This window comes from Agrobacterium cavarae (genome assembly GCF_004310285.1).
Lineage (GTDB): Bacteria > Pseudomonadota > Alphaproteobacteria > Rhizobiales > Rhizobiaceae > Agrobacterium > Agrobacterium cavarae.
In genome coordinates this window covers 317,185-343,317 of record NZ_SISF01000034.1, presented here as the reverse complement: position 1 = coordinate 343,317, position 26,133 = coordinate 317,185, and the positions used below count along the sequence as shown (strand labels likewise).

The following is a 26,133-nucleotide window of genomic DNA, read 5'->3' as shown; positions in this document are numbered from 1 at the left end:
TTTCGCAGGGGTTTTTCATTTACGAGTTCGATCCTAGAGCGACCGTTTGAAAAAGGATGTGGCGGCTGGCGCCACACCCCGCTTACTCGGCAGAACCATCCGTATCGGACGCAGGAGCCGCGTCGCCACTGGTCAGATCCTCAGCGCCTTCGATCAACGCCTCGACCTCATCTTCGCCTTCCGGCTCGTTGATGCGCTCGACGGAGACAACCTTCTCATCCTTGGCAGTGGAGAAGATGGTGACGCCCTTGGTCGCGCGGCTGGCGATACGGATACCGTTGACAGGCACGCGGATCAGCTGACCACCATCGGATACCAGCATGATCTGGTCGGTATCTTCGACCGGGAAGGCCGCAACAAGTGCACCGATTTCCGTGGTCTTCGACGTATCGGTGGCGCGGATACCCTTGCCTCCACGTCCCGAAGTGCGGAAATCGTAGGACGACGAACGCTTGCCGTAACCCTTCTCGGAGACAGTCAGAACGAACTGCTCGCGGCTCTTGAGTTCCTGATAGCGGGCTTCGCTCAGTTCGCCCTCTTCCGTCACTTCTTCGCCCACAAGTGCGATGTCTTCTTCATCGACACCGGCGGCACGGCGCTCTGCTGCCGACCGCTTGAGATAGGCTGCGCGCTCCCAAGGCTCTGCATCGCTGCTGCCGACAATGGTCATCGAAATGATCCGGTCGCCCTCACCCATATTGATGCCACGCACGCCGACGGAATTGCGGCCTGCGAAGACGCGCACGTCGTCGACCGGGAAGCGGATGCACTGGCCAAGCGCCGTTGTCAGCAGCACGTCGTCACGATCGGTACAGGTCTCGACGGAGAGGATTTCATCGCCCTCCTCGTCCAGCTTCATCGCGATCTTGCCGTTGCGGTTGACCTGAACGAAGTCGGAGAGCTTATTACGACGAACCGTTCCACGTGTGGTGGAGAACATCACGTCAAGCTTTTCCCACGTCGTCTCGTCTTCGGGCAGCGGCATGATCGTGGTGATGCGCTCACCGGCTTCCAGCGGCAGCATGTTGATCAGCGCCTTGCCCTTGGACTGCGGCGTTCCGATCGGCAGACGCCAGACCTTCTCCTTGTAGACGATGCCACGCGAGGAGAAGAACAGAACCGGCGTGTGGGTATTGGCAACGAAGAGACGATTGACGAAGTCCTCGTCACGCGTTGCCATGCCAGAGCGACCCTTGCCGCCGCGACGCTGCGCCTTGTAGGTCGTTAGCGGCACGCGCTTGATGTAGCCGAGATGCGAGACGGTCACGACCATGTCTTCACGGGCGATGAGGTCCTCATCATCCATGTCCGGGCCGCCCTCGATGATCTCCGAGCGGCGCGGCGTGCCGAATTCTTCGCGGATGGCGGCAAGCTCGTCCTTGACGATCTGCTGGATGCGGATGCGCGAGGACAGGATATCGAGATATTCGCTGATCTCGGCACCGATCTTGTTCAGCTCGTCACCGATTTCATCGCGTCCGAGAGCAGTCAGGCGTGCCAGACGCAGTTCAAGGATGGCGCGGGCCTGCTCTTCCGACAGATTATAGGTGCCGTCCTCATTGATGCGGTGACGCGGATCGTCGATCAGCAGGATCAAGCTTTCCACTTCGGTCGCAGGCCAACGACGCGTCATCAGCTCTTCACGGGCAGAGGCCGGGTCCGGCGCCTGACGGATCACGCGAATGACTTCATCGATGTTGGCGACAGCGATGGCGAGACCCACCAACACATGCGCGCGATCGCGCGCCTTGCGAAGCAGGTACTTGGTGCGGCGGCTGACGACATCCTCACGGAAAGAGACGAAGGCACGCAGCATGTCGAGCAGCGTCATCTGCTCCGGCTTACCACCGTTCAGTGCCACCATGTTGCAGCCAAAGGAGGTCTGCAGCGGCGTGTAGCGATAAAGCTGGTTGAGGATCACTTCCGCATTGGCATCACGCTTCAGCTCAACGACGACGCGATAGCCCTGACGGTCGGATTCGTCGCGCAGGTCGGAAATGCCCTCGATGCGCTTTTCCTTGACGAGCTCAGCCATCTTCTCGATCATCGAGGCCTTGTTCACCTGGAAGGGAACTTCGGTGATGATGATCTGCTCGCGGTCGCCACGCATCGGCTCGATGGTGGCGCGTCCGCGCATGATGACGGAGCCACGACCGGTCTCATAGGCCGAGCGGATACCGGAGCGGCCCATGATGAAGGCGCCGGTTGGGAAGTCCGGGCCTGGAATGATCTGCATCAGTTCCGGCAGCTCGATTTCCGGCCTGTCGATCAGCGCGATGCAGCCCTCGATCACCTCGGAAAGGTTATGTGGTGGAATGTTCGTCGCCATGCCGACAGCAATGCCGCCTGCCCCGTTGACCAGAAGGTTCGGGAACTTCGCAGGCACCACGACTGGCTCATGCAAGGTGCCGTCATAGTTCTCGCGGAAATCGACGGTTTCCTTGTCCAGATCGTCGAGCAGGGAATGCGCGGCCTTCTGCAGGCGGCATTCGGTGTAGCGTTCGGCTGCCGGCGGATCGCCATCGATCGAGCCGAAGTTACCCTGACCGTCGATCAGCGGCAGGCGCAAAGACCAATCCTGCGCCATACGGGCCAAGGCATCATAAATCGCAGCGTTACCGTGCGGATGGTATTTACCCATCACGTCACCGGTGACACGGGCGCATTTGACGTATTTTTTATTCCAGTCGATGCCGAGTTCGGACATGCCATAAAGAATACGGCGATGAACTGGCTTCAACCCATCACGGACATCCGGCAGCGCGCGCGAAACGATAACGCTCATGGCGTAATCGAGATACGACCGCTGCATTTCCTCCATGATGGAAATTGGTTCAATGCCTGGCGGAAGCTTTCCGCCGCCTGGGGGGCTCTGGTCAGTCAAAACGGATCACATTCTCTGTTAAGAATCGGATGGATTTTTATAGCGGAAACGGCGTCCGCACGCCAATTTCTGCGCCGGTTTTGAACAGTCTTTTACGTCATTTACAAGACGATACACAGTTTTCTGCAGGCGTCAGGGCAAAAGCCGGAGCACGGGGTTCCAATAGCGCTGCCTCTTGCCTAACATCATCGCAAAACAGGTCGCCAGATACCTGTGAACGCCACCAACGGGGCGGCATAAGAACGGGGACGGTATGGCAAGCGCAGAAATCTTTATCAATGCCCTGACGACGATGCTCGTCACGCTCGACCCTCCTGGACTGGCACCGGTCTTTCTGGCGCTGACCATCGGCATGACCCGCGCTCAGCGCGGCCAGGTCGCCTTGCGCGGCTCGCTGATTGGTTTCGGCATTCTCGCTATGTTTGCGCTTTTCGGCGCGTCTATCCTCGAACTGCTCGGCATATCGCTTGGCGCTTTCCGGATATCCGGTGGCCTGCTGCTGTTCTGGATTTCCTTCGAGATGATTTTCGAGAAGCGTCAGGAGCGCAAGGAGAAGACGTCCGAAGTCGCGGTCACCCAGGATCACATCCAGAACATCGCCGTGTTTCCATTGGCATTGCCTCTCATCGCCGGGCCAGGCGCGATTTCTGCGACTGTGCTGATCTCCGGCACGATGGAGACAGGATTCGATAAAGCCCTCTTCATATTGCTGCTCGCCTTCAGCATGCTGATCGTCTTCGCAGCACTGCTTGCAGCCGATCGGCTGGACCGCTTCCTGGGCAATACCGGCCGCGCCATTCTCACACGCCTGCTTGGCGTGCTGCTCGCAGCGCTCTCCGTGCAGTTCGTGGTCGACGGCATAAAATCTGTCATGAACATGTGAGTCCTGAACACATCGACCCATGACAGGATTTTTCAGTCCCGCATAGAAGCCGCCTCTAAAGGCCATCCGTATTTGGAAAGACTATGAAAAACCTGTTGCGGTTCGTCGTGCCAGAGGCAACGCCCCTCAGCTACAAGGAGCGCTTACGCGCAGCCGCAGGCGCATGGATCGGCATTCTGGTCACAGGCCTGGTCGGCTACATCGCCATCGGCGCGGGCCTGGCACTGCCCGCCCTGATCGCGCCCATGGGCGCCTCGGCCGTCTTGCTCTTCGCCGTTCCCTCCAGCCCACTTGCGCAGCCTTGGTCGATCCTTGGCGGAAACACCGTTGCCGCAGTGATCGGCGTCACCATCGGCCTTCTCGTGCCACAGCCTTTCCTTGCCGCCGCTTTGGCAATTGCTGTTTCTATCGGTGCGATGATCACCCTCCGATGCCTCCACCCGCCGAGCGGGGCCGTCGCGCTCACCGCCGTTCTGGGTGGTCCAGCGATCCACGACCTCGGCTATGGGTTCATTGTTTGGCCGGTGCTGGGCAATTCGGTGGCGCTCCTGGCGCTTGCGGTGGTCTATAACAATTTCACTGGGCGGCCCTACCCCCATGCCATCCGTCCGCAAGCGGCAGGTCATGGAACGAAGGATCCAGCGCCCGTCGAGCGGATTGGCTTTTCCTCTTCGGACCTGGATGACGTGCTGAAGGAATTTGACCAGGTTCTCGACATCGACCGTGACGATCTCGAAACGATTTTGCGCCGCACTGAACTCCGCTCCTATCGTCGGCGCGCCACCCATCTCGACTGCGCCAATATCATGTCGCGCGACGTCATTGGTGTAGCGCCGGACGACTCGCTGAAGAACGCCTATAGCTTGATGCGCAACCATCATATCAAAGCGTTGCCGGTGACGAACGATGTGGCGGAAGTCGTGGGCATCGTCACGCAGACGGACTTTCTCGACAAGGCCACCTGGACCCATGGCCATCCGCGCATCGGCTTTCTCCAAAGGCTGCGTCTGATTGCAACAGGCAAACAGGCACCCAACGATACGGTCAAAGATATCATGACGTCCCCGGTACAGACGATCTTGCCGACGACGGCAATCGAGGATGCCATCATCATCTTCGCCGAGCAGGGTCTGCACTACTTACCGGTCGTAGATGCCAATCAGAAGCTGACGGGAATTATTTCGCAATCAGATGTGTTGGTGGGAATGCTGGCCGACAAGGCAGCGTCGAACAGTGATAGCGATGCCTCTGACGCAATTCGTTGACAGGGTCAGCTGCTGGTACCCGTCTTGCGGCACGGCCAGTTCCAGTCGCGGCTCTCACCAATGTCCATATGAACCGATTCCGTATGGCAATAGGTGCCGACGCCGCCTCTTCCGGGCAGAGATCGCAAATAGTCTGCAAGATCCCACTTGGACACGCCCTTGATCTGTATGTCCACGGCCTCGCAGGTGAAATGCTTGGAGCCATGCGTCACGCCCTTAGGCGGGCGGTAGCCGGAGGTGATGATTGCTGGCTTGCGATAATGGGATTCAAGCTCCTTGATGCGATGCACCAACTCGGGCTTCAGGCAACCTACATTCACCTGGTTCGTCTGCAACACGAGCCCATTGGGCGCGATGCGCGTCAATCCCGGCATGGAGACAAGTTTCATCAAGCCCGTCGGCTTATCGTCCTCGTCGTCCAGATGACTTTCATCAAAAGACGGAGCCGCCTTGCCGAGGGAGGCCACAGCGGGTTGCGCCATGCCACCCAGAGCCGTTGCAGCATCCTGTCCGGTCACCCCGCGTTTTTTGGAAACGCCGGCAAATAAGGCTGCGGCCATTGGGATGTTCTGCTGACCCTGCGACGGCTCTTCGTTGGTTGATGACTTGCCACTTGCAAGCGCGTTTGTGGGCGCTGGACTGGAAACTCCTGGAACCGCGTTGGACGATTGGTCTTGGGAGGGCTGCGGCACGGGTTCCGCAGGCGCGTGGCCTTGGGTAGAATAGACACTCTTCAGCGCGGGCACGATCCGCCGCGTGGGAGCATAGGCCGGGACACTGTCCATATCCGCTTGGCCCGTTGACGTCGTGCCGCTAGAGAAAATGCTGTGAGATCCGGCGGCAACCCCGGTCGCCTGCATGGCATAGCCGCCATTCGGCTGGTCCGCACCGTTCCCTGCTGCCGGCACTTGCGGGGCCTGTGCCGCCCCGTTCGGCATGGTGTTGGCTGCCGACTTGCCGTTAGCCGCCGACACCATTCTCGGATCGACATAGCCCGGCTGAGCGGGTTGCACGCCATTAGGCGCCGCGGCCTGGGTTTTAGCCCCATCGGCGCCCTCCCCATCTGCGAGCGCTGCGGGATCAAGAACGGCTGCCACATCCTTGCCCTCAGGCTTTGCTGAAACGCAGCCAGAAAGCATCAGGAGCGCAAAAACGATTGATGACGCGGCCGCTACTGCGTCGCGCGATCGTCGTCGCTGCTGACCCATCTCCATCTTCAAAAGGAAAAACCTCCGCGTCTTGCGCTTCGACTGCACCAGAAACCGTCAGTTCGAGCAAAGCATAGCGCCGAGCCCGAAACATGCGCGGCTCATGGGGCGATCAAGACGAAGCGCGGAGAATGCGCGTAAGCCTAAGGCCTTACCAGGAGCCGGTGTTCTCCATAGATATCCACGGCTCGGCTGGTGCCAGGCTTGCGCCCTTCTGCAATATCTCGATGGAAATGCCATCGGGCGAGCGAACGAACGCCATATGCCCGTCACGCGGCGGACGGTTGATGGTCACGCCAGCGGCCTGGAGCCTAGCGCAGATCTCGTAGATATCGTCCACCTCATAGGCCAGATGGCCGAAGTTGCGTCCGCCCGCGTAATCTTCGGTATCCCAGTTATAGGTCAGCTCAAGAGCAGGCGCCTTGTTTTCCGTCGCCGCCTTGACGTCGTCGCGCGCAGCGAGGAACACGAGCGTAAACCGCCCCTTCTCGTTTTCGATGCGGCGAATCTCCTGCAAGCCGAAAATATCAGAGTAGAATTCGAGCGACGCCTTCAGGTCTTTGACCCGAACCATGGTGTGCAGATAACGCATTATGTATTCCTCTCATGTGTAGCATTCGGCTTGAGCGCAGACTCTAAAGCCTTTGGCCCGAAGACGGAAACGTTTTAGACGATGCCCGTCAGCCTTGAGCAAGCCCTGATCATTAAAAACCGGTCTGGAAACTGAAAACTAAGACTTGCGTACAACCGTTACTGCAATGTTAATCTCTTAGTAGGGAATCAGTTGACCGGTAGTGGTGCGTATTGAGGGGCTGGGCAAAATGGCTGATGGAATTTCGTCGAAGAGCATCGCCGAATTCGAAGATTTTTCTGGCGATGCCGTTGACCTGATCGAGATCACCGGCATCGTTAAATGGTTCGACGTGGCAAAAGGTTTCGGGTTCATCGTGCCGGATAACGGCATGCAGGACGTTCTTCTGCACGTCTCCTGCCTGCGCCGCGACGGCTACCAGACCATCCTGGAAGGCACACGGATCGTGGCACTTATCCAGCGTCGCGACCGGGGCTATCAGGCCTTCCGCATTCTGTCGATGGATCAGTCTACAGCCGTTCATCCTTCGCAGATGCCGCCGGTGCGCACCCATGTTCAGGTAACGCCTCACAGTGGCCTGGAACGCGCTATCGTCAAGTGGTTCAACCGGACCAAAGGCTTTGGCTTCCTGACGCGCGGCGAAGGCACGGAAGACATCTTCATTCACATGGAAACGCTGCGCCGCTTCGGCCTTGCGGAACTCCGCCCGGGTCAGGTCGTTCTGGTTCGCTATGGTGATGGCGACAAGGGCCTGATGGCCGCTGAGGTGCATCCCGACAATCCAGCCAGAATTGGAATGGCGCACTGATGAACCGCTTTGACATGCATACCGTCGCAAGCGCCTTCGTGGCGCTTCTCTTTTTTGTGGCGTCTTACGCAGGCGCTGTGGCCCAGGAAACGTTTCCCAGCGAGAAGCTCGAGATCGTTAGCACCTCGGGCAAAACACACGCATTTACTGTGGAAGTGGCAAGCAGCGACGGTCAGCGTCAGCAGGGGCTGATGTTTCGCAAATCCATGGGCGACGACCGAGGGATGCTGTTCGATTTCAAAGAGGACAGAGATGTGATGATGTGGATGAAGAATACCTTCATCCCTCTCGATATGCTCTTTATTTCCAAGGCTGGAAAAATAACGCACATCCACCCGAATGCGGTGCCTCATTCTGAAGATATCATCAGTTCAAACGGACAGGTACGCTACGTTCTGGAACTGAATGGTGGCGCTGCAAAAAAGCTGGGATTGGCCGTCGGCGACACGGTGAAGTCAGCGCAGATAAAATAGATCCTTCGGATCATCGCGCTGAGCGTTGTCACTCACTGTAGACAAGCTAGATTGGCCGAGAACATGCAGTCAGCCCGCGTGAGCAGACCTCGGCAAGATCAAGCCGGGCGCTTGTGGCCCGGCTCTTGATTCTCAGTAGACTGGCTCTACATGGCTAAGGATGCGGCAGTTCGAAATAGACGATGCCAGACTGATTGCGGTTTCGATCGCCTCGACGGAATCAGCAGTCCCCTGCAAGTAGATCACGTCGTTTTCAGCCGTCGCTGAAATGTTGGATTTCTCAAGGCCAGATTCGAAGGCCAGAGCAGATGTGATGGCCTGGCAAACGCCAGCCATGCGGTCCCCGAAAAAGCTTTCCTGAATTCCAGACAGATTGAACATAATCGGGCCTCCTTCATTTAGAGCAGTGTTAACGCGCGAACAGATTGTTTGTTCATCTCCGGTTCATGTGTTTGTTCATTTTCCATTCATCTTACAAAAAAGATACCCCTAATGTGTTCACTTTTTTCGTGATCAGGAACCGAAGCGTGAGGCTGGGGTTATTCGTGCGCGGTGAGAAAGGAGAATGCGATGCTTATTCACAACTCAGAACCTTGCCATCACGCGCAGTGGTGCAAGCCTGTCGCAGTCCATCTGCCCATGTGCCCGGCCGTGGAAATATACAGCCCGCTCGTGGCGCTGGAGATGCTCACATATCGCTGGCCCGAGGAACACGGTCCGGAATACGAAGCAGCCAAAAAGCAATGCCTGGACGCGGTCGCAGGACGTTGCGATCTGGAAGCAGCCAGGGAAGCATTCATGCTCGCGAGCAGCCGCGCGCATGTCTTGACCGTTCACTGACGTTCAAAGACCAGCCTGACATTGGCCGCGATAAGCGGCCTTTTTTATTTCTCCGGGAACGACCAGAAGCTCCGTACCAACACGTTGGAGCGGCCAGACGGGCTCTCACCTGCGCGAAACGTTAGCATTTTCGCCAGACGAATTGATAATGGACAGACGATAGCAAAGAGCAGTACGCCTCCAAAAACGTCCGATAGATGGTGAGCCCCTTGAATTAGCACAGCCGGCAACATCAGGAGGTTCAACGTCACGATGACCAAGATAACCGCGCGATAACGTGGAACAAAATAGACTGACATTGCCGCCATGAAGATATGAAAAGAAGGAAAACCAATCAGCCCTTCTACGTTTCGTGGCGTTAGGTATCGCACGCCTTCGTGACCCAGACGAACGAGTTCACGTCCATATTCAGGTCCCAGAGCCAGGGGCATTGCTTGAGGGACCCACGCGGGCAGCTCTTGAAATGCGCTGGGACTATAGGTTGGGAAGAATACCCAAAAGGTTATACTTATGAGCGCGCCTAAAACTCCCGTAAGAAGAAACTGGTGAAGCTGCCGAATCTTACCTGTGAAACCGAGAACTATAATGATGAAGAGAAGTTGAGGCAGCGACGTGGCGTATACGAAGAATAGCAACGTCCCGATAAGCGGATAGCTCGCGACCCATGTGACGCTGCGTGCCCAATCATAGCCGATCCAGCCATCGATCCGCATCAGCATCTCATCGATCAGCGAAAAGCGCACTGGCAGGAACATGTAGTTAAAGATCGAGCCGCAGATAGAAAACAAAATAAAAAGGCCTGCCGCTATAAGAGCTGCCGCCATTTTTTCTTCCCGTTTTCTTGCGCGATAGATCTGCCCTAAGAAAACAAGCCCACTGCCGATACCAATGGAAAGGCAGTAGCCCACGACATCAATTTGTATGTCCTTGAATCCGACCAACGCGATATCGATGACGAATAACGCAGCTATGATCGAAGCCACGAAGCGTTCAACGGGGAGGAAATGCAACAGAAGTCACCATGTCACAGATTGTCTTGCGACATCATATTCAACAGGCATTAACAAGCTCTATCAGCCGAAAAGCATCAATCCCAAGGCCAGCAGTACAATCGGCACAATCACCCCGACAATGACGCGCTGACCGCTTGCCAGAAACGCAATGAAGCCGATGACGGTAGCACCGATTCTAAGCTCCATCGGCGAGTGCGACAGCGCCCCCGTCGGGAAGACGATGAGTTTCGCTGTCACTGCCATCACCAGCGCTGTGGCAACTGCCCTCACCCAATGCAGCGCCTCCGATTCTTCCTTCAGCTTGTTTCCTGCCACAACACCAAGCCATCGCCAGATATCGGTAGCGATCCAGCCAGCAAGCGCGATGAAAAGATAAGGTGCCCACCAGGCATCTGTCATGGCTCGCCCTCCGTCGACGGTGGGACAATTTTGCGACGAAACCAGAAGCGGTCGATCAGATAGGCGAGTGTTCCTCCACCGATGCCGGCATAGAGAATATCGAACTCGGGCTCGATCAAGGCGAACAAGGGTCCGCCGATCACCCCAATGATGAAGGCCACCTTGACCACCGAGTGTCGCGCAGAGGCCCATATGGAAGAGATGAAGTAAACCGGCGTCAGGAAGAACAGGACGCCAGCGACAAGCGGCGGAAAGGCAGCAACCACGCCGTAGCAGATTGCGACGATTGCTGTATTGATAAGCGTGAGAGTGATGCCGAAACCCGCAAACCATGCGACACGCGCTTCGCGAGGCACTTTCGTCAGGTTCTGGGTTGCGTAGACCCAGGCCGTTATCGCAACGAAGTGCGAGAGAAACAGCAGCAGCCATGTGGGGGTCTTCGCTGTCCGCATATCCGGCACGATAGATGCCACCATCGGCATCATTCGGATCGATGACAATGTCACCGCCAGAAAACAGGCGGCCATCCCTGCCCCGCTGACCATGGAGCCGATCAATATCATCTTGGCCGGCAAGGCCCAGATGGTCAGCGTCATGAACACGGCCTCGCCGCGCGTGACGCCGGATTCCAAAGCAAAGGCACTGAACCCGACAAAGGATGTCATGAGAATGAGAGAAGGAAGCGAGAATATTCCCATCATTCCCCTGGCAAACCAGAGAGGAAGAGAATGGGTGTCACCATGTGCAGACATCGGTCGTTCCGGAAGAATAGACAAATCGCTGGGGCCTGACCGAAGTACCAGACGCTTCGGCACAAGCCGACGCTTGTCTAGCACGCTTTTCGAAATCTGCGCGTCTAAAATGACGCAAAGCTATACCGCGCAAAAGCGTGCAACTGCTTTATGATCACGACACGCTTAGAGCACCGGCCCAAAAGTCAAATCGATACATCCTCGCAATCAAGCGCTTGGACACGCAGAGGTGGACAAAAGAAAAGGCGGCGAAGAGTAATCTCCGCCGCCATGTATCCGGGTGTCCCAGCGAACACCTTTTACTTTTTCTTCGGGACCTTCGGAACAGTGTTGCCCTTGCGACGTGGCTTGGCATCCTCGTCCTTTTTATCGGTCTCTGCCACCAAAACCTCAGCCTGTTCTTCAGCCTTTGAAGTCTTGGCTTTCGATTTGCCAGGAGACTTCGCAGCCTTCAATTCGGCTTCCGGCTTTGGCTTGACGGGCGCCGTCTCAGGCAACACGTCGAGCTTGAGGCCATCCGTGCCGTCTTCCTTCTTATCGAGGCTGACGCTGACGACTCCACCCTTCTTTAGCTTGCCGAAGAGGATCTCGTTCGCCAGTGGCTTCTTGATGTGTTCCTGGATGACACGACCAAGCGGACGAGCACCCATCTTTTCATCATAGCCCTTCTCAGCCAGCCAAGCGACCGCATCGTCGTGCAGATCGAAGGTCACGTTACGCTCTGACAGTTGTGTTTCAAGCTGCATGACGAACTTCTGGACCACCTTGTGGATGACCGCAGTCGGCAGTGGCGAGAACGGAATAATCGCATCCAGACGGTTGCGGAATTCCGGAGTGAACAGGCGGTTCAATGCCTCTTCATCCTCGCCGGAGCGCTTGGACGATCCAAAGCCGATCGCAGACTTCGCCATTTCAGAAGCGCCCGCATTGGTCGTCATGATCAAAATGACGTTGCGGAAGTCAATCTTCTTGCCGTTGTGATCCGTAAGAGAACCATGGTCCATGACCTGCAACAGAATGTTGTAAATGTCCGGATGGGCCTTTTCGATTTCATCCAGCAGAACCACGGAATGCGGATGCTGATCGACACCGTCTGTCAGAAGACCGCCCTGGTCGAAACCGACATAGCCGGGAGGTGCACCGAGCAGGCGCGAGACCGTATGACGCTCCATATACTCGGACATATCGAAGCGCAGCATTTCCACGCCGAGAGACGACGCAAGCTGCTTGGCGACCTCGGTCTTGCCGACGCCGGTTGGACCGGAGAAGACGTAAGAACCGATTGGCTTGTTGGGTTCGCGAAGACCCGCACGCGCCAGTTTGATGGCCGTGGAGAGCGCTTCGATTGCCGTGTCCTGACCGTAGACCACCGAGCGCAGTTCCTGCTCGAGATTGGCAAGAACCATCTCGTCGTCCTTCGAGACCGTTTTCGGCGGAATGCGTGCCATGGTCGCGATGGTGACTTCGATTTCCTTCTCAGTGATCAGCTTGCGGCGCTTCGATGCCGGAAGAAGCATCTGAGCAGCACCGGTCTCATCGATCACGTCGATCGCCTTATCGGGAAGCTTGCGGTCGGAAATATAGCGGGCCGACAGTTCCACGGCAGCTTTGATGGCGTCGTTGGTGTAGCGAAGGTGATGATACTCTTCAAAATAGGGCTTGAGGCCCTTCATGATCTCGATAGCATCATCGATGGATGGCTCGTTGACGTCGATCTTCTGGAAGCGACGAACAAGCGCCCGGTCTTTCTCGAAGAACTGCCGGTATTCCTTATAGGTTGTCGATCCGATGCAACGGATGGCGCCGGAAGACAAAGCAGGCTTCAGAAGGTTGGACGCATCCATGGCGCCGCCGGACGTTGCGCCCGCGCCGATCACCGTATGGATTTCGTCGATGAACAGCACAGCACCCGGGTATTCTTCCAGTTCCTTGACGACCTGCTTCAGGCGTTCTTCAAAGTCACCGCGATAGCGCGTACCGGCCAGCAGCGTGCCCATGTCGAGCGAAAAGATCGTGTCGTTGATCAGCGCTTCGGGCACCTTGCCCTCGACGATGCGCTTTGCTAAGCCTTCGGCAATCGCCGTCTTCCCGACGCCGGGATCGCCCACATAAAGCGGGTTGTTCTTCGAGCGGCGGCAAAGAACCTGAATGGTACGATTGACCTCTTCATGACGACCGATCAGCGGATCGATACGACCGGTTCTGGCCTTGTCGTTGAGGTTGACGCAATAGGCTTTGAGCGCGTCCGGCTGCTTCTTCGCGCCAGCCGCATCCTCTTCCGCGCCACCATTGCGGGCAGCCTTCGGTTCATTGTCGCCTTCGTCCGCACCGCGCGGCGTGCGGGTCTGGGACGAGCCGGGACGTTTGCCGATACCGTGAGAAATGTAGTTCACCGCGTCGTAACGCGTCATTTCCTGCTCCTGCAGGAAGTAGGCGGCGTGGCTCTCGCGCTCGGCAAAGATCGCGACCAGCACGTTGGCACCGGTCACCTCTTCGCGGCCGGACGACTGCACATGAATGACGGCGCGCTGAATGACGCGCTGAAAGCCGGACGTCGGCTTGGAATCCTCGTCATATCCTGTCACGAGATTGGAAAGTTCGTTGTCGACATAGTCGATCACCGTCTTGCGCAACGTGTCGAGATCGACATTGCACGCGCCCATGACGGCCGCTGCATCAACGTCGTCGAGCAGAGCGAGAAGCAGATGTTCGAGCGTCGCATATTCGTGGTGACGCTCATTGGCAAAGGTCAGTGCCTGGTGCAGCGCCTTCTCGAGACTTGGGGAAAAAGTTGGCACGTTGCGATCCTCATTTCTTTTCCATGACGCACTGTAGCGGATGCTGGTGCTGTCGGGCGAAATCCATGACCTGGCTTACTTTTGTCTCTGCGACCTCATAAGTAAAGACCCCGCATTCACCGACACCATGCTGATGGACATGCAGCATGATGCGGGTGGCAGCGTCCCTGTCCTTCTGGAAAAAACGCTCCAGAATATGAATGACGAACTCCATGGGAGTGTAATCGTCGTTCAGGAGAAGAACACGGTACAAATTCGGTCGTTTTGTCTTAGGCTTGGTGCGGGTGATAACAGACGTTCCGCGGTTCGTTCCGCCGTCCTCCCCTTCGCTGTCGCCTTGCATGTAGATCGACTTAACGATCATTTCTCATCATTCTCCAAAATCAAACTCGCAAGCAGTGAAGGGTGCGAGCAAGAATTTCGCCTCTTCTTATTTAGGTCTGTCTCAGTCGATTTTAAGCCCCTCGCGCGGCACTGCAATCAATAATCTGTTGGCGTCCGGCGAAAAGTAGAAGGACGACAGAAAGCGTAAGGCTCAAAGCTGAGCCTTTCTCCCATGTTTCACGCTACAGCGGGGAAGTTGTGCGAAAGTTACGCGGCATTCTGTCGCCGCGCGGTCACAAGAAGATGGTTAAGCCACAGATTGAAGGCCGCAAAAGCGGCGCTTCAATCCTCACTATCGAGCATTTCGCGCACGGCAACAGCCAGTTGCTTCAGCGAAAATGGCTTGGGCAGGAAGCCGAATTTGGCCTCCGCCGGCAGGTTCTTGGCGAAAGCATCTTCGGCATAACCGGACACGAAGATGAACTTGAGATCGGGGTAGGACTTGCGCAATTCACGCAGCAAGGACGGGCCGTCCATTTCAGGCATGACGACGTCGGAGACGACGATATCAACCTTTCCTTCCAGCTCTTCCATCACCTCCAGGGCTTCCGTGCCGGAGCCGGCCTCGTGAACAGTATACCCGCGCGTTTCCAGCATACGCTTGCCGCCGCGCCGCACCGCCTCTTCATCTTCTACCAGCAGCACCACGGCAGACTTCCCGGTCAGATCAAGCGGCTCATCCTTGGCTTCCGGTTTGGCAGTGACGGCTGCTGCAGCCGTAGCCTGACCCTCTTCGCCGGGAACGACGGGCACAGGCTGTACCGGCTCGACGATATGGCGCGGCAACAGAATGCGGAACGCCGTTCCCTTGCCCACTTCCGATTCCGGATAGATGAAGCCGCCGGACTGTTTGACGATGCCATAGACCATGGAAAGGCCAAGTCCCGTGCCCTTGCCCACCTCCTTGGTGGTGAAGAAGGGTTCGAAGATCTTGTCCATGATCTCCGGCGGAATGCCCGTACCGTTATCGGCGACTTCGACCATCACCATGTCTTCAGCCGGAAGCTCCGACTTGCCGAATGCGGCGACCTCGGCAGCCGGTAAGTTGCGGGTCGTCACCTTGATCTTGCCGCCCTGCGGCATGGCATCGCGAGCGTTGACGCAGAGATTGATCATCACCTGCTCGAACTGGGACAGGTCGGTTTTCACCGGCCAGAGATCGCGGCCATAGTCCACTTCCAACTTGACGTTGGTGCCGGAAATCAGCCGGTCGACCAACATGCGCAGATCGCCGATCACGTCGGTCAGATTGAGAACAGCAGGACGCATCGTCTGCTTGCGCGAGAACGCCAGCAACTGTCGCACAAGAACAGCGGCACGGTTCGCATTGCGCTTGATTTCCATCAGGTCTGCAAAGCTTGCGTCAGCCGGCCGCGCCTGCAGCAACAAATGGTCTGACGACAGCAGAATGGCGGTGAGTACATTGTTGAAGTCATGCGCGATGCCGCCTGCAAGCGTACCGACAGCGTTCATCTTCTGCGTTTGCGCCATCTGGGTTTCAAGCGCCTTCTGCTCGGTCACCTCGATCGCATAGACGATCGCCACCTCTTCAGGTGCCTCGTCGTTCTGGTCGATGACGGCATTGACGTAGAAACGGAAGTGGCGCGTCTCATCCTTCGGATGGCGGGAATCGAAAGGCGGAATATCGCCCTGGCGATCTTTCGCAGCGCTCATCGCCTGCGCAAGCTTGGCTTTCTCATTGTCATGCAGCACGGTTTCGAACGCGACGGCGCTGTCGATATCATCGCGGCTGACGACACCAGAAAACAGCTTCAGGAACGGCGCATTGGTGCGCAGGATGCGTCCCTCACCATCCAGCGATGCGATCGCCATCGGCGTATTGTTGAAGAAGCGGGTGAACCGCATAGCAGACGAGGATTCTGCGTTCTCCTGCCCCTTGGGACGCATCAGAACGAGTGTCCGGGTTTCACCAGGCGCACCGTCACGCGCCGCTGTTACCTGATGAACGAGACGAGCCGGCATGCTCTGGCCGTTGACGCGGCGCATGTCGAGATCGAGCATTTCCGTTCGGTTGCTGCCCGCGTGCGGCTGAACCGATTCAATCAGTGCCATCCCCTCGCCTGCGACGATATCGGAAACATTCAGAGAGCCCGGCGAAAACTGCGCGAGATCGATGCCAAGCCATTCGGACAGCGTCGCGTTGAGATAAACGATATCGCCCTTGCGTCCTGCGGCGAAGAAGCCGGCAGGGGCGTGGTCCAGATAATCGATGGCATTCTGCAATTCGCGGAAGAAACGCTCCTGGTCCTCGCGCTCGGCGGTAATGTCGGCGATCTGGAAAACGTGCAGGTCCTGCCCGTTCACCTCCTTCAGCAAACGCGCCTTGAGCCGGAACCAGCGTGGACCGGGCTGACTGACGGCCGACTGGCTGAGAGGTTTGAGAAGACGAAACTCTTCGTAACCGTCCCGTCCTTCGCGCAGTCCGTTGATCAGCCGATAGAGTGCCTCGGTCGATTCCCGGTCTCGCGACAGTAGCTGTTCGAGGCTTTGTATGTCCGTCGCACGGGTCGCGCCGGTCATCTGGCAATAGGTAGCGTTGGCATAAACCAGCCGCCCCTTGGTGTCGGTGATCAACGTGCCTTCAGGATGGGACGAGAGAAACCGCCGCGCCATCCCGTCGGATTGAGACTGCGGCATCACCTCGATGAAACCGATCACGGACGAGACGAGGAAGAAAATCCCGAGCATGGCAAGAACGCCGAGGATCCCAAGCACAATCTCGTTTTCGAGCGAGTCCTTGAAGTAAACGAAAGCAATGGCAGCGGCGACGAGCACAAGCGCCAGCAATAGAATACGAAGCACGGTGGCGGAGCGCCCACGCCTGTCCACCAAGGGGAAGTCGTTATCAGTGGATTGACGCACCTTGGTCATCGAGGTTTTACCCTTGCAGTTCTGCTAGTGGAATGAATTTGACATTTGATGCCCACATGCGGAGATCTCGAGAATCAAATGTCAAATTCGTAAATTCCACTAGAAACAAAAACTTACTAGTGGTCTTGAAGATTTTGACATTTGCTCTCGAGTCCTCTGCCAGCGGTAGCAAATGTCAAAATCAGACCACTAGCTGTGCGACATGCCGAACAACAGCCGCGTCGAACGGAATCGCTTCTATTTCCTTGTAGCAATTTGCATAAATATCAAAAAGCTCCGTCCATCTATAAGCACCACCCATGCACAACCAATAACGATTTCGGCCACCTGTGCGCTTTGAGACAAGCTCTATAGTCGGGCCCTTTCGTCAAACTTGCAGCAAATTCGTGGACGAACAGGATAAATTCTTGTGCGGGGCGAAAAAAAATCGTCTTTTCCCGTCACGTTGTGTGAACAAATGTAATGCGGGTACATTTCCGCTGCACGAAATGGCTGAAGGGACCGGCTCCGTTATGGAAGATTTCATTGGCACATATGGCAATCGCCTGATCATTGCAGTGGTTGGCGTGGGTGCGGCACTCCTGCTGCTTGCCATCGTCCTGTGGTTCATTCGCAGACGCAGTGGCTCTGCCCCGTTCATCCGTGGCGGACGAAACCGTCAGCCTCGCCTGCAGGTTCTGGACGCGACAGCCGTCGACGCAAGGCGGCGTCTCGTTCTCGTGCGCCGTGACAATGTCGAGCATCTGGTGATGATTGGCGGGCCAACGGACATCGTGATCGAAAGCGGTATTGGCGCCATCCCGTTCATGAAGGATGTGCGCGATCCGCAGGAAGACGCCCTGATCGCACGTGATGCCGACCGCAGCGTATCCGCCGACCGACAGCGCACGCTCGCCCAGGTACCACAAGAGGATGTTCGCCCTGCAGCCGCATTCGTCGCTCCCGAACTGAACGCCGAAGCGCCACAGGAACCTAGGAAGCCAGTGGCGAGCACCGCGCCGGTGAAACCTCAGCCAGCCGCCTCACCTTCGCCAGCACCCGCCGTTGCGTCCAGACCCGTTCCTGCGGCCCCACCAGCTCCCCCGCAGCCCGCAGTCCGAAAGCCACAGCCTGCGCCTGCGACACCTCCCGTTTCGACTGTCGCACCCTCGGCGTCGGCTCCAAGCCGTGAGGCGTCTGAAGCGGTCGTACCACCAGCACCCAGAACGTTGGCCCGCGAGCCCGTCGCTCCTTCCATTCCAGTCGTACCGCCGTTGGTTGCCGCCGCCATCATGCAGCAGGATGAGGACATGAACCGGTCTGCTGCACCGGCTTCTCAAGCTCCGGTGGTCTCCGAAGCGCCTGTCGCTCCACAATCGCCTCTTCCTTCACAGGCCCCTAGCGTTTCTCCGGTTGTCGCACCGGTCGTATCCACGACCTATGACCGAAGATTCGCAGAGCCTAAGCTCACGGCAGGGCCTACATTGGAAGAAAAGTCAGAGCCGGTTGGGCAAAGTGAGGCAGCGATAGCGGAGCGAAATGCAGTCGATTTTCTCGACGCTGCCCGCGACCGCGTGCTTCCCGCCTACAGCGCTACACCGTCCGTTACCACCGCATCCGCAACGCCTGTGGCGCCGCTTGTCGCAAAACCGGAACCGCTTGCTCCAGGTGACAATGGTCCCGTCTTCGGCGACCAGTTGACCAGTGATTTCGAAAGCTTCCTTGAAGCCGAGATTGCCAAAAGTGCTAATGCCACCACCGATCTGCCGCGCCCGCTTGCCGTGGCGCCGCCGGTGAACCTCGACACAACGACACCTGACCCGCAACCCGATCCAAAGTTTTCGGAAGCCCCTGCGGATGCTGAACGAGACGTTCAAAAGGAAATGGCTCGCATCTTCGGTGAGATGTCGGTCACCCGCGACCGATAGTGACGATTGAAAGCAACGCCCGCGCGACACAGAAAGCCTCAAAGCTATCGTGTCGCGGCGGGCGCAGCCATCTTCATCGCCGGTCCTGACGACCTTCTGACTCCTGACTGCGCCTCATTCTTCGACCAGCACAAGATGTATTACGGTTTGCCCTGCGCCTAATCTTGATCATCATGCAGCCGCCACCTGCACCCGAGCGGGCATATCCTTTGCGCGCCGAAGCCTGTCGAGCAAAAGGTAGATTACGGGGGTCGTATAAAGTGTCAGGACCTGGCTGACCATAAGTCCGCCGACGATCGCATAGCCCAAAGGTTGACGCAGTTCAGCACCGGACCCGTGACCAAGCGCCAGTGGTATTCCACCCAAAAGAGCGGCCATCGTCGTCATCAGGATCGGTCTGAAACGCATCTGAGCGGCTTTGACGATCGCCTCCTCGCTCGACAATCCCTCCTCCCGCTCCGCCTGGATGGCGAAATCGACGAGCATGATGCCATTCTTCTTGACGATACCGATCAACAGAATGACCCCGATCATTGCCACGAGCCCGAAGTCGAGGCCGGCAACCTGCAGAGCCAGAAGCGCGCCAAGGCCCGCGGAAGGCAAGGTCGACAGGATCGTCAGCGGATGGATAAGGCTTTCGTAGAGCACGCCGAGAATGATGTAGACGACGACAAGCGACGCCAGGATGAGCAGCGGGATGGTTCCAAGCGAATCCTTGAACGCCTTCGCGCTGCCGGAAAACGATGTCTGCAGCGACCCCGGAGGATGCATGTTGGACACGGCATTTTCGATGACGGCAGTGGCGTTTCCCAGAGCGACATCGGGCGCCAGGTTGAACGAGATGGTCACAGCCGGCGATTGGCCCTGATGCGCAATCGATACCGGCGAGGTGCCATCCGTCGTCCATTTTGCCACCACCGAAAGCGGGACAAGCGTTCCATTGCTTGCTCTGACCGACAGACGGTCAAGTGTGGCGATGTCTCGCTGCAGATCCGGCAACACCTCAAGAATGACACGGAAGGTGTCGGTCTGACTGGAGAAGGAGGCTACCTGGCGCTGACCAAATGCGTCGTAAAGCGTCTCGTCGATGGTGGAAGGAAGGACGCCATAGAGCGTCGCTGCCGCGCGGTCGATCTTGATCGTCAGATTGGGCGCTTCAGCTTGCTGATCGCTCCCGACGTCGCGCAGTTCCGGCAACCCGGAAAGCTTGCTGGTGATCTTGTCCGACCATTCGCTAAGTTCCGCAATATCGGCATCTTGAAGTGTGAACTGATATTGCGTTTTCGCCGGCCGCGCACCGATATTGATATCCTGTGCTGACTGCATGAAGAGCTTGATGCCCTGCTGCGCATTGAGCGCCGTGCCCAACCGGTCGATCACCTGCTTGGCACTGACATCGCGTTCCTCCAGAGGTTTCAGCGTGATGTTGACATGGCCCTGATTGAGCGCATTGCCGCCGTTACCGCCGCCGATATCCATGAAGACGCTATAGACGGCGGGATCTTTCATGATGATCTCGCTGACGCGTTCCTGAAGCTTCGCCATCTCGGTAAAGGAAATGTCTGGAGAAGCCTGGGAAAGGCCAGCAATGAACCCGGTATCCTGCTCCGGAAAAAAGCCCTTGGGCGCGACGACGAACAGATAGCCGGTTGCTGCAATGGTCGCGAGAAAAACGACGAGCGTCAAAAAGCGGTGCCGTATGACTGGCTCGAGGCTGCGGATATAGAGTGCCGTCAATCCGTCGAAGAATGCCTCTCCCGCCAGATAGAAACGGCTGCGCTGATCCTTCTCGATGGGGCGGATGAATTTCGATGCCAGCATCGGCGTCAACGTCAGCGACACGATGGCGGAAATGACGATCGCGACAGTCAGCGTCACGGCAAATTCCCGAAACAGGCGTCCGATGATGCCACCCATCAACAGGATCGGAATGAGGACTGCAATCAGCGAGAGACTGATGGAAACGATCGTGAAACCGATCTCCCGCGTGCCTTGAAGCGCCGCCTGCCTCGGCTCGACCCCGTCTTCGATATGGCGGGTGATGTTCTCCAGCATGACGATGGCATCGTCGACGACGAAGCCGACGGCGACGACCAGCGCCATGAGCGACAGATTGTCCAGACTAAAGCCCAAAAGCCACATGGGTGCCAGCGATCCGGCCAGAGCAATCGGAAGCGTCACGACGGGGATGAGTGTCGCGCGCAGGTTTCGCAGGAAAAGGAAGATCACGACAACGACGAGGCCGATGGTCAGCATCAGGGTAAACTGAATATCCGTCACGGACGCTCTGATCGTCGTCGTCCGGTCAGTGACGAGTTCCAGCTTGACCGAACGCGGCAACGAGGCCTGGAGTGCGGGCAATTGCTCTTTCACCGCGTTGACGACTGCTATCACATTGGCGCCGGGCTGACGGAAAACGTCGAGCGCGATGCCTCGCTCTCCATTGGTCCAGTGCGCCATCTTTCTATCTTCCGCACCATCCGTCGCCTGCCCTATATCACGAATGCGCACCGGCCCGCCGTTTCGATAGGCGATGACGGCGTCGTTCCATTCCGCGCTGCTGGAAATCTGGTCGTTCGTATAGATCGGAAAGGTGCGTGTCGGGTCATCGATGTTCCCCTTCGGCGCGCTGAGACTGAGATTGCCGATGGCGGTGCGCACGTCCTCCATCGTCACGTCGGCCTGGGCCAGGCGACCAGGATCGACGGCGATGCGTATGGCCGGCTTCTGCTTCCCGCCGATATTGACGAAGGCCACGCCTGAGACCTGACCGATTTTCGAAGCGACGTTGCGTTCGATATACTCATCGAGCTGCGGCAGTGTCAGCGTATCGGACGTCGCCGAAAGCTGCATGATCGGCGCATCGGCAGGGTTTGCCTTATGCACCGTAGGAAGCGAGGTCATATCCTTCGGAAGTTCACCCGCCGCTTCGCTGATTGCCGTCTGTACATCGCTTGCAGCAGTCTCGATATTTTTGTCGAGATCGAACTGCACCGTGATCGAGGTGGTGCCGAGCGAACTGTTCGACGTCATTTCGGTGATGCCGCTGACGCGTGACAGCGCCTGTTCAATGGGTTGCGCCACGCTGGAGGCCATCGTCTCCGGCGAAGCACCGGGGAGATTGGCCGCAATCTGGATCGTCGGAAAATCGATCCGCGGAAGGGCCGAAACCGGCATGAATGGATAGCAGATGACGCCGACCAGAAAGATGCCGGTCATCAGCAGCCCTGTCGCCACCGGATGCAGAATAAAGAAATCGAAGAAACTGGACGTACGGTTTTGGTCCTGATCGTTTCTCATGGTCAGTTCGCCTTCTCGGCGAGTTCGCCCGTTGGCGACCCTGTCCAAGGGGTAGCGGTGACAGTTGCGCCATTGCCGATCCGCGATTGGCCGTCCATGACGACGGCTTCGCCCTCTTTTATCCCCTCCGTCACCAGCGCTCTTGCGCCGGTCACGAAGGCGGTCTTCACGTTCCGCTCTTCCACCTTGTTGTCTTTTGAGACCACATAGGCATAAAGCCCGTTACGCCCTCTCGCCAAAGCCTTATCGGGAACGACCACCCCGCTCTTGTGCTCGACTGTCAGTGTGGTTGCCACCGGAAGCCCGGGCCAAAGAGCGCCGTTGCCATTGTCGAAGAGCGCCTTGAGATGAATGGAGCCGTTGGAGGCGTCGACCGAGTTATCCATTGTCGTCAACTGGCCCTTCGCCAGGACGCGGCTTCCATCGGTCGTGATCAGGGTCACCGCCGCAATCTTCTCGCTGAGCGCTTGGCGGATCTCGCCGAACCTGTCGCCAGGCGCGACAAAGGACACGGCAATTGGATCCATCTGGGTGATTGTCACGATGCCATCCGTGGAGCTTGCGCTGACCACGCTACCCACATCGACTTGCTTGAAACCCGTGCGTCCGGAGATCGGGGCAATCACGGTGGCGAAGCCGAGCTGCGTTTCCGCACTCTTGATCATGGCATCATCATACTGGACGGCTGCAGCATATTGCTCGCTCAGCGCGCTCTTCTGTTCAAGCGTGGAGGCGGACGCCACTCCCTTTTCGGCGAGCGAGGCATAGCGCTGCGCTTCAGTTTTGGCACTGTTCCATTGGGCTTCATCCTGAGCCCTCTTCGCCTTGGCGGAGGTGAGCGCGGACGAAAGCTCACGGTCATCCAGCGTCAGCAAGACGCTTCCTTTTTCAATCATCTGGCCTTCAGTGAAGCGGATACCGGTCACCTGCCCGTCAATCCGCGGTCTGACCGTGACGCTCTGTAACGGGTCCACGGTACCGATACCGTTGATCACCTTGTCGATCTCCTCGACCTTTGCCTTATAGACCGTGACAGGAACGGCAGGCGCGTCTTGCGCGCGGACGATGTCAGGCTGCAACGCCAGCGCTACTCCCCCCAGACAAATCGCAGGGAGCACATAAAAAGGGAAGGCTTTGACGAACATGCTGCTGATCTCGCGCGCTGGAGTTCAAATTCAGCAGTAAACTCGGATCACGAATTTTTGTTCTGATGTGATACTAATATTAGGAACTACTTTTTCGACGTTGCGCATTGTTGAGCGCCAAGATCACAGAGAAGTCTCACCCTAACTGATGAGCGCGACGCCACGGGGCGTTTCTATCTCCGCGATGTAACGGAAACTCTTGGCTTTGATCACCGTCGGCGGGTCGATAATCTCAAGATCAGCATAGAGTTCTCGAACCCGATCCGCCTCGGGATGTTCGATCTGGAAGCTCTTTAGCCGAAAGCCAAAATCCGGCATGGATGGCGCGGGAGTGCCCCGCGCTCCCCAGTCCATCACCGAAGGTGCAACGCCGCCGCACGGCAGAGATCCATCGTCGGCGACCGCGAACAGCCACTCACGATCTCCACGTGACACCTTCTCTTGACGTCCCAGCAGATCGCCATGCCGCACGAGCACGCTGGCAAAGTCGCCGGTCCGGGCTACCCAGGCGCGCAGCCGTCGCCCCTCGTCCCACGCCGCCTGAACCGCCTCAAGATCATCGAGCCCGAACCAGCGTCGTCTCGTAGGCCGCTCTGCCTCTGGATCGATGGCGATCACTTCCAGAAAGACATCCGCACCGAGCCGCAGCAGCAGATTGTGGGTGCCCATCTGTGGATGCTTACCGCCTCTCGGCATGTCGATGCCGAGCGCGTCGCGCACATAGTCGGCGCCAACCTCAAGCGACGGCGCGATAATCGCCAGGTGATCCAGTTTCAACATCACGCACTCCATCGCTTGAAAAGCAAAAGGCCGCATTGCTGCGGCCTTTCAATCTCTATTCCTGTGGTAGCCAGCCGATCAAACCAGACGGCTCCGAACCAATGCTGCTTCGATGAAGCTTGCAAAGAGCGGATGCGGATCGAGTGGGCGGCTCTTCAGTTCGGGGTGATACTGCACGCCGATAAACCACGGATGATCGGGGTACTCCACCGTTTCCGGCAGAAGACCATCCGGCGACATACCGGAGAACACCAGACCGCAGCTTTCCAGACGATCCTTATACTCCACGTTCACCTCGTAGCGATGGCGGTGACGCTCAGAAATGTCCGTTGAGCCATAGATGTCGGCGATCTTGGTATCCTTCTTCAGCACCGCCTTGTAAGCGCCAAGACGCATGGTACCGCCGAGATCACCCTTCGAATTGCGCTTCTCAAGCTCGTTCCCCTTGACCCACTCGGTCATGAGACCAACGACGGACTCCTGTGTCGGACCGAATTCGGTGGAGGATGCCTTCTCGATACCAGCGAGATGACGCGCCGCTTCCACGACCGCCATCTGCATGCCAAAGCAGATACCGAAATACGGAACCTGACGTTCGCGGGCAAACTGAGCTGCACGGATCTTGCCTTCAGAACCGCGCTCACCAAAACCGCCTGGAACGAGGATCGCATTGACCTTCTCGAGATAGGGCGCCGGATCTTCCTTTTCGAAGACTTCGGACTCGATCCACTCGAGCTTCACTTTCACCCGGTTGGCAATACCGCCGTGATGCAGCGCTTCGATGAGCGACTTGTAGGCATCCTTGAGGCCGGTGTACTTGCCAACGATGGCGATCGTGACTTCGCCTTCCGGCGTGTGAATGCGGTTGCAGACTTCTTCCCACTGCTCAAGACGGGGCTTGGGAGCAGGCTCGATGCCAAAGGCGGCCAGCACTTCGTTGTCGAGGCCTTCCTTGTGGTAGGCCGTCGGCACGTCATAGATGTTCGCGACATCCAGCGCCTGGATAACGGCAGACTGGCGCACGTTGCAGAACAGCGAGAGCTTGCGGCGTTCCGCTTCCGGAATTTCGCGATCCGCGCGAACCAGTAGGATATCCGGATGGATACCGAGCGCCTGAAGCTCCTTGACGGAGTGCTGTGTGGGCTTCGTCTTCAACTCGCCAGCCGCCGGAATGTAAGGCATCAGCGTCAGGTGGAGATAGATCGCTGTACCACGCGGCAGGTCATTTCCGAGCTGACGGATGGCTTCCATGAAAGGCATTGCCTCGATGTCGCCGACCGTGCCGCCAATTTCGCAGATGACGAAATCATAGTCGTCGTTGCCTTCGGTCACGAAATCCTTGATCTCGTTGGTCACATGCGGAATGACCTGAACCGTCGCGCCGAGATAATCGCCGCGGCGTTCCTTATCGATGATGTTCTTATAGATACGACCCGTGGTTATGTTGTCCGTCTTGGTTGCGGAACGCCCGGTAAAGCGTTCGTAGTGGCCAAGATCGAGATCCGTCTCCGCGCCGTCATCGGTCACGAAAACCTCACCGTGCTGGGTGGGGCTCATGGTGCCGGGGTCGACATTGAGGTAGGGGTCGAGTTTGCGAAGCCGCACCCGATATCCACGGGATTGCAACAACGCTCCGAGTGCCGCGGCCGCAATGCCCTTCCCAAGGGAGGATACCACGCCGCCTGTGATGAATACATATCGCGCCATGGGAGTCACCGCTTACCTTTTAATAGATGATTCCGCCAGCCCCAAATTCAATGATCGCGAAATCATCTGTTGATGACGCGTGGAAGCTCAGCCGGAATGTAAA

Annotated in this window: 21 protein-coding genes; 6 read left to right on the top strand and 15 right to left on the bottom strand. The window is 57.5% G+C overall.

Features of this window, described 5'->3' with window-relative positions; all coding sequences use genetic code 11:
- Positions 1–82 precede the first annotated feature (82 nt).
- Positions 83–2,884 carry a DNA gyrase subunit A gene (gene gyrA / locus EYC79_RS22470; RefSeq protein WP_111850733.1) on the bottom strand — a complete coding sequence of 934 codons (2,802 nt, stop codon included), beginning with the start codon at positions 2,882–2,884 and terminating at the stop codon, positions 83–85.
- 253 nt (positions 2,885–3,137) lie between these two features.
- On the opposite strand from gyrA, the gene EYC79_RS22465 reads away from it, so the two are divergent.
- Complete coding sequence (locus EYC79_RS22465) at positions 3,138–3,767, top strand: MarC family protein (protein WP_062437434.1); 630 nt, start codon at positions 3,138–3,140, stop codon at positions 3,765–3,767.
- An 83-nt stretch (positions 3,768–3,850) separates the two neighbouring features.
- The gene (locus EYC79_RS22460) at positions 3,851–5,032 is read left to right on the top strand and encodes an HPP family protein (RefSeq protein ID WP_130979562.1); all 1,182 of its coding nucleotides are present in this window, start codon (positions 3,851–3,853) and stop codon (positions 5,030–5,032) included.
- Positions 5,033–5,037: 5 nt separating this feature from the next.
- On the opposite strand, the gene EYC79_RS22455 is transcribed toward EYC79_RS22460, so the two are convergent.
- From EYC79_RS22455 to gloA, 3 genes are all read right to left on the bottom strand, one after another.
- On the bottom strand, positions 5,038–6,129 hold the full coding sequence (locus EYC79_RS22455; RefSeq protein ID WP_165457105.1) for a YcbK family protein: 1,092 nt from the start codon (positions 6,127–6,129) through the stop codon (positions 5,038–5,040).
- Between the two features lie 10 nt (positions 6,130–6,139).
- Positions 6,140–6,310, bottom strand: coding sequence for a hypothetical protein (locus EYC79_RS23575; RefSeq protein WP_165457104.1), 171 nt, complete (start codon positions 6,308–6,310; stop codon positions 6,140–6,142).
- Between the two features lie 81 nt (positions 6,311–6,391).
- Positions 6,392–6,832, bottom strand: coding sequence for a lactoylglutathione lyase (gene gloA, locus EYC79_RS22450; RefSeq protein ID WP_130979560.1), 441 nt, complete (start codon positions 6,830–6,832; stop codon positions 6,392–6,394).
- Between the two features lie 229 nt (positions 6,833–7,061).
- Between gloA and EYC79_RS22445 the strand changes: the two genes are divergently transcribed.
- Complete coding sequence (locus EYC79_RS22445; RefSeq protein WP_130979559.1) at positions 7,062–7,640, top strand: cold-shock protein; 579 nt, start codon at positions 7,062–7,064, stop codon at positions 7,638–7,640.
- Entirely contained in the window at positions 7,640–8,113 is a 474-nt protein-coding gene (locus EYC79_RS22440; protein WP_130979558.1) for a DUF192 domain-containing protein, read from the top strand. Before EYC79_RS22445 ends, EYC79_RS22440 begins: the two co-directional genes overlap by 1 nt.
- A 132-nt stretch (positions 8,114–8,245) precedes the next feature.
- Here the strand turns inward: EYC79_RS22440 and EYC79_RS22435 are convergent, their stop codons facing one another.
- Positions 8,246–8,494: a BON domain-containing protein gene (locus EYC79_RS22435; protein ID WP_062427358.1), complete on the bottom strand. Its 249-nt coding sequence runs from the start codon at positions 8,492–8,494 to the stop codon at positions 8,246–8,248.
- Between the two features lie 189 nt (positions 8,495–8,683).
- Between EYC79_RS22435 and EYC79_RS22430 the strand changes: the two genes are divergently transcribed.
- Positions 8,684–8,953 carry a DUF982 domain-containing protein gene (locus EYC79_RS22430; RefSeq protein WP_062437421.1) on the top strand — a complete coding sequence of 90 codons (270 nt, stop codon included), beginning with the start codon at positions 8,684–8,686 and terminating at the stop codon, positions 8,951–8,953.
- A gap of 44 nt (positions 8,954–8,997) precedes the next feature.
- On the opposite strand, the gene EYC79_RS22425 is transcribed toward EYC79_RS22430, so the two are convergent.
- The 6 genes from EYC79_RS22425 to cckA form a co-directional block, all read right to left on the bottom strand.
- The gene (locus EYC79_RS22425) at positions 8,998–9,963 is read right to left on the bottom strand and encodes a phosphatase PAP2 family protein (protein WP_130979557.1); all 966 of its coding nucleotides are present in this window, start codon (positions 9,961–9,963) and stop codon (positions 8,998–9,000) included.
- A 63-nt stretch (positions 9,964–10,026) separates the two neighbouring features.
- The gene (locus EYC79_RS22420; RefSeq protein WP_130979556.1) at positions 10,027–10,365 is read right to left on the bottom strand and encodes an AzlD domain-containing protein; all 339 of its coding nucleotides are present in this window, start codon (positions 10,363–10,365) and stop codon (positions 10,027–10,029) included.
- On the bottom strand, positions 10,362–11,117 hold the full coding sequence (locus EYC79_RS22415) for an AzlC family ABC transporter permease (RefSeq protein WP_113226250.1): 756 nt from the start codon (positions 11,115–11,117) through the stop codon (positions 10,362–10,364). The genes EYC79_RS22420 and EYC79_RS22415 overlap by 4 nt, the downstream gene beginning before the upstream one ends.
- 299 nt (positions 11,118–11,416) lie before the next feature.
- Positions 11,417–13,915 (bottom strand): ATP-dependent Clp protease ATP-binding subunit ClpA, encoded by a 2,499-nt coding sequence (gene clpA / locus EYC79_RS22410; protein WP_062427363.1) that lies wholly within the window; start codon positions 13,913–13,915, stop codon positions 11,417–11,419.
- A gap of 10 nt (positions 13,916–13,925) precedes the next feature.
- Positions 13,926–14,279 carry an ATP-dependent Clp protease adapter ClpS gene (gene clpS, locus EYC79_RS22405; RefSeq protein WP_062427364.1) on the bottom strand — a complete coding sequence of 118 codons (354 nt, stop codon included), beginning with the start codon at positions 14,277–14,279 and terminating at the stop codon, positions 13,926–13,928.
- Positions 14,280–14,581: 302 nt separating this feature from the next.
- The gene (gene cckA, locus EYC79_RS22400; protein ID WP_062427365.1) at positions 14,582–17,191 is read right to left on the bottom strand and encodes a cell cycle histidine kinase CckA; all 2,610 of its coding nucleotides are present in this window, start codon (positions 17,189–17,191) and stop codon (positions 14,582–14,584) included.
- A gap of 488 nt (positions 17,192–17,679) precedes the next feature.
- On the opposite strand from cckA, the gene EYC79_RS22395 reads away from it, so the two are divergent.
- On the top strand, positions 17,680–19,098 hold the full coding sequence (locus tag EYC79_RS22395; protein WP_130979555.1) for a flagellar biosynthetic protein FliO: 1,419 nt from the start codon (positions 17,680–17,682) through the stop codon (positions 19,096–19,098).
- A gap of 171 nt (positions 19,099–19,269) precedes the next feature.
- Here EYC79_RS22395 and EYC79_RS22390 read toward each other — a convergent pair whose 3' ends face one another.
- The 4 genes from EYC79_RS22390 to EYC79_RS22375 all read right to left on the bottom strand — a co-directional run bounded on the left by EYC79_RS22390 (position 19,270) and on the right by EYC79_RS22375 (position 26,030).
- Positions 19,270–22,398, bottom strand: a complete 3,129-nt coding sequence (locus EYC79_RS22390) for an efflux RND transporter permease subunit (RefSeq protein WP_130979554.1) — start codon at positions 22,396–22,398, stop codon at positions 19,270–19,272.
- 2 nt (positions 22,399–22,400) lie between these two features.
- Positions 22,401–23,477, bottom strand: a complete 1,077-nt coding sequence (locus tag EYC79_RS22385; RefSeq protein WP_245495342.1) for an efflux RND transporter periplasmic adaptor subunit — start codon at positions 23,475–23,477, stop codon at positions 22,401–22,403.
- A 207-nt stretch (positions 23,478–23,684) separates the two neighbouring features.
- A complete protein-coding gene (locus EYC79_RS22380) occupies positions 23,685–24,323 on the bottom strand; it encodes a VOC family protein (protein WP_130979552.1) in 639 nt (212 codons plus the stop codon).
- Between the two features lie 78 nt (positions 24,324–24,401).
- A complete protein-coding gene (locus EYC79_RS22375; protein ID WP_205654459.1) occupies positions 24,402–26,030 on the bottom strand; it encodes a CTP synthase in 1,629 nt (542 codons plus the stop codon).
- Positions 26,031–26,133: the final 103 nt, after the last annotated feature.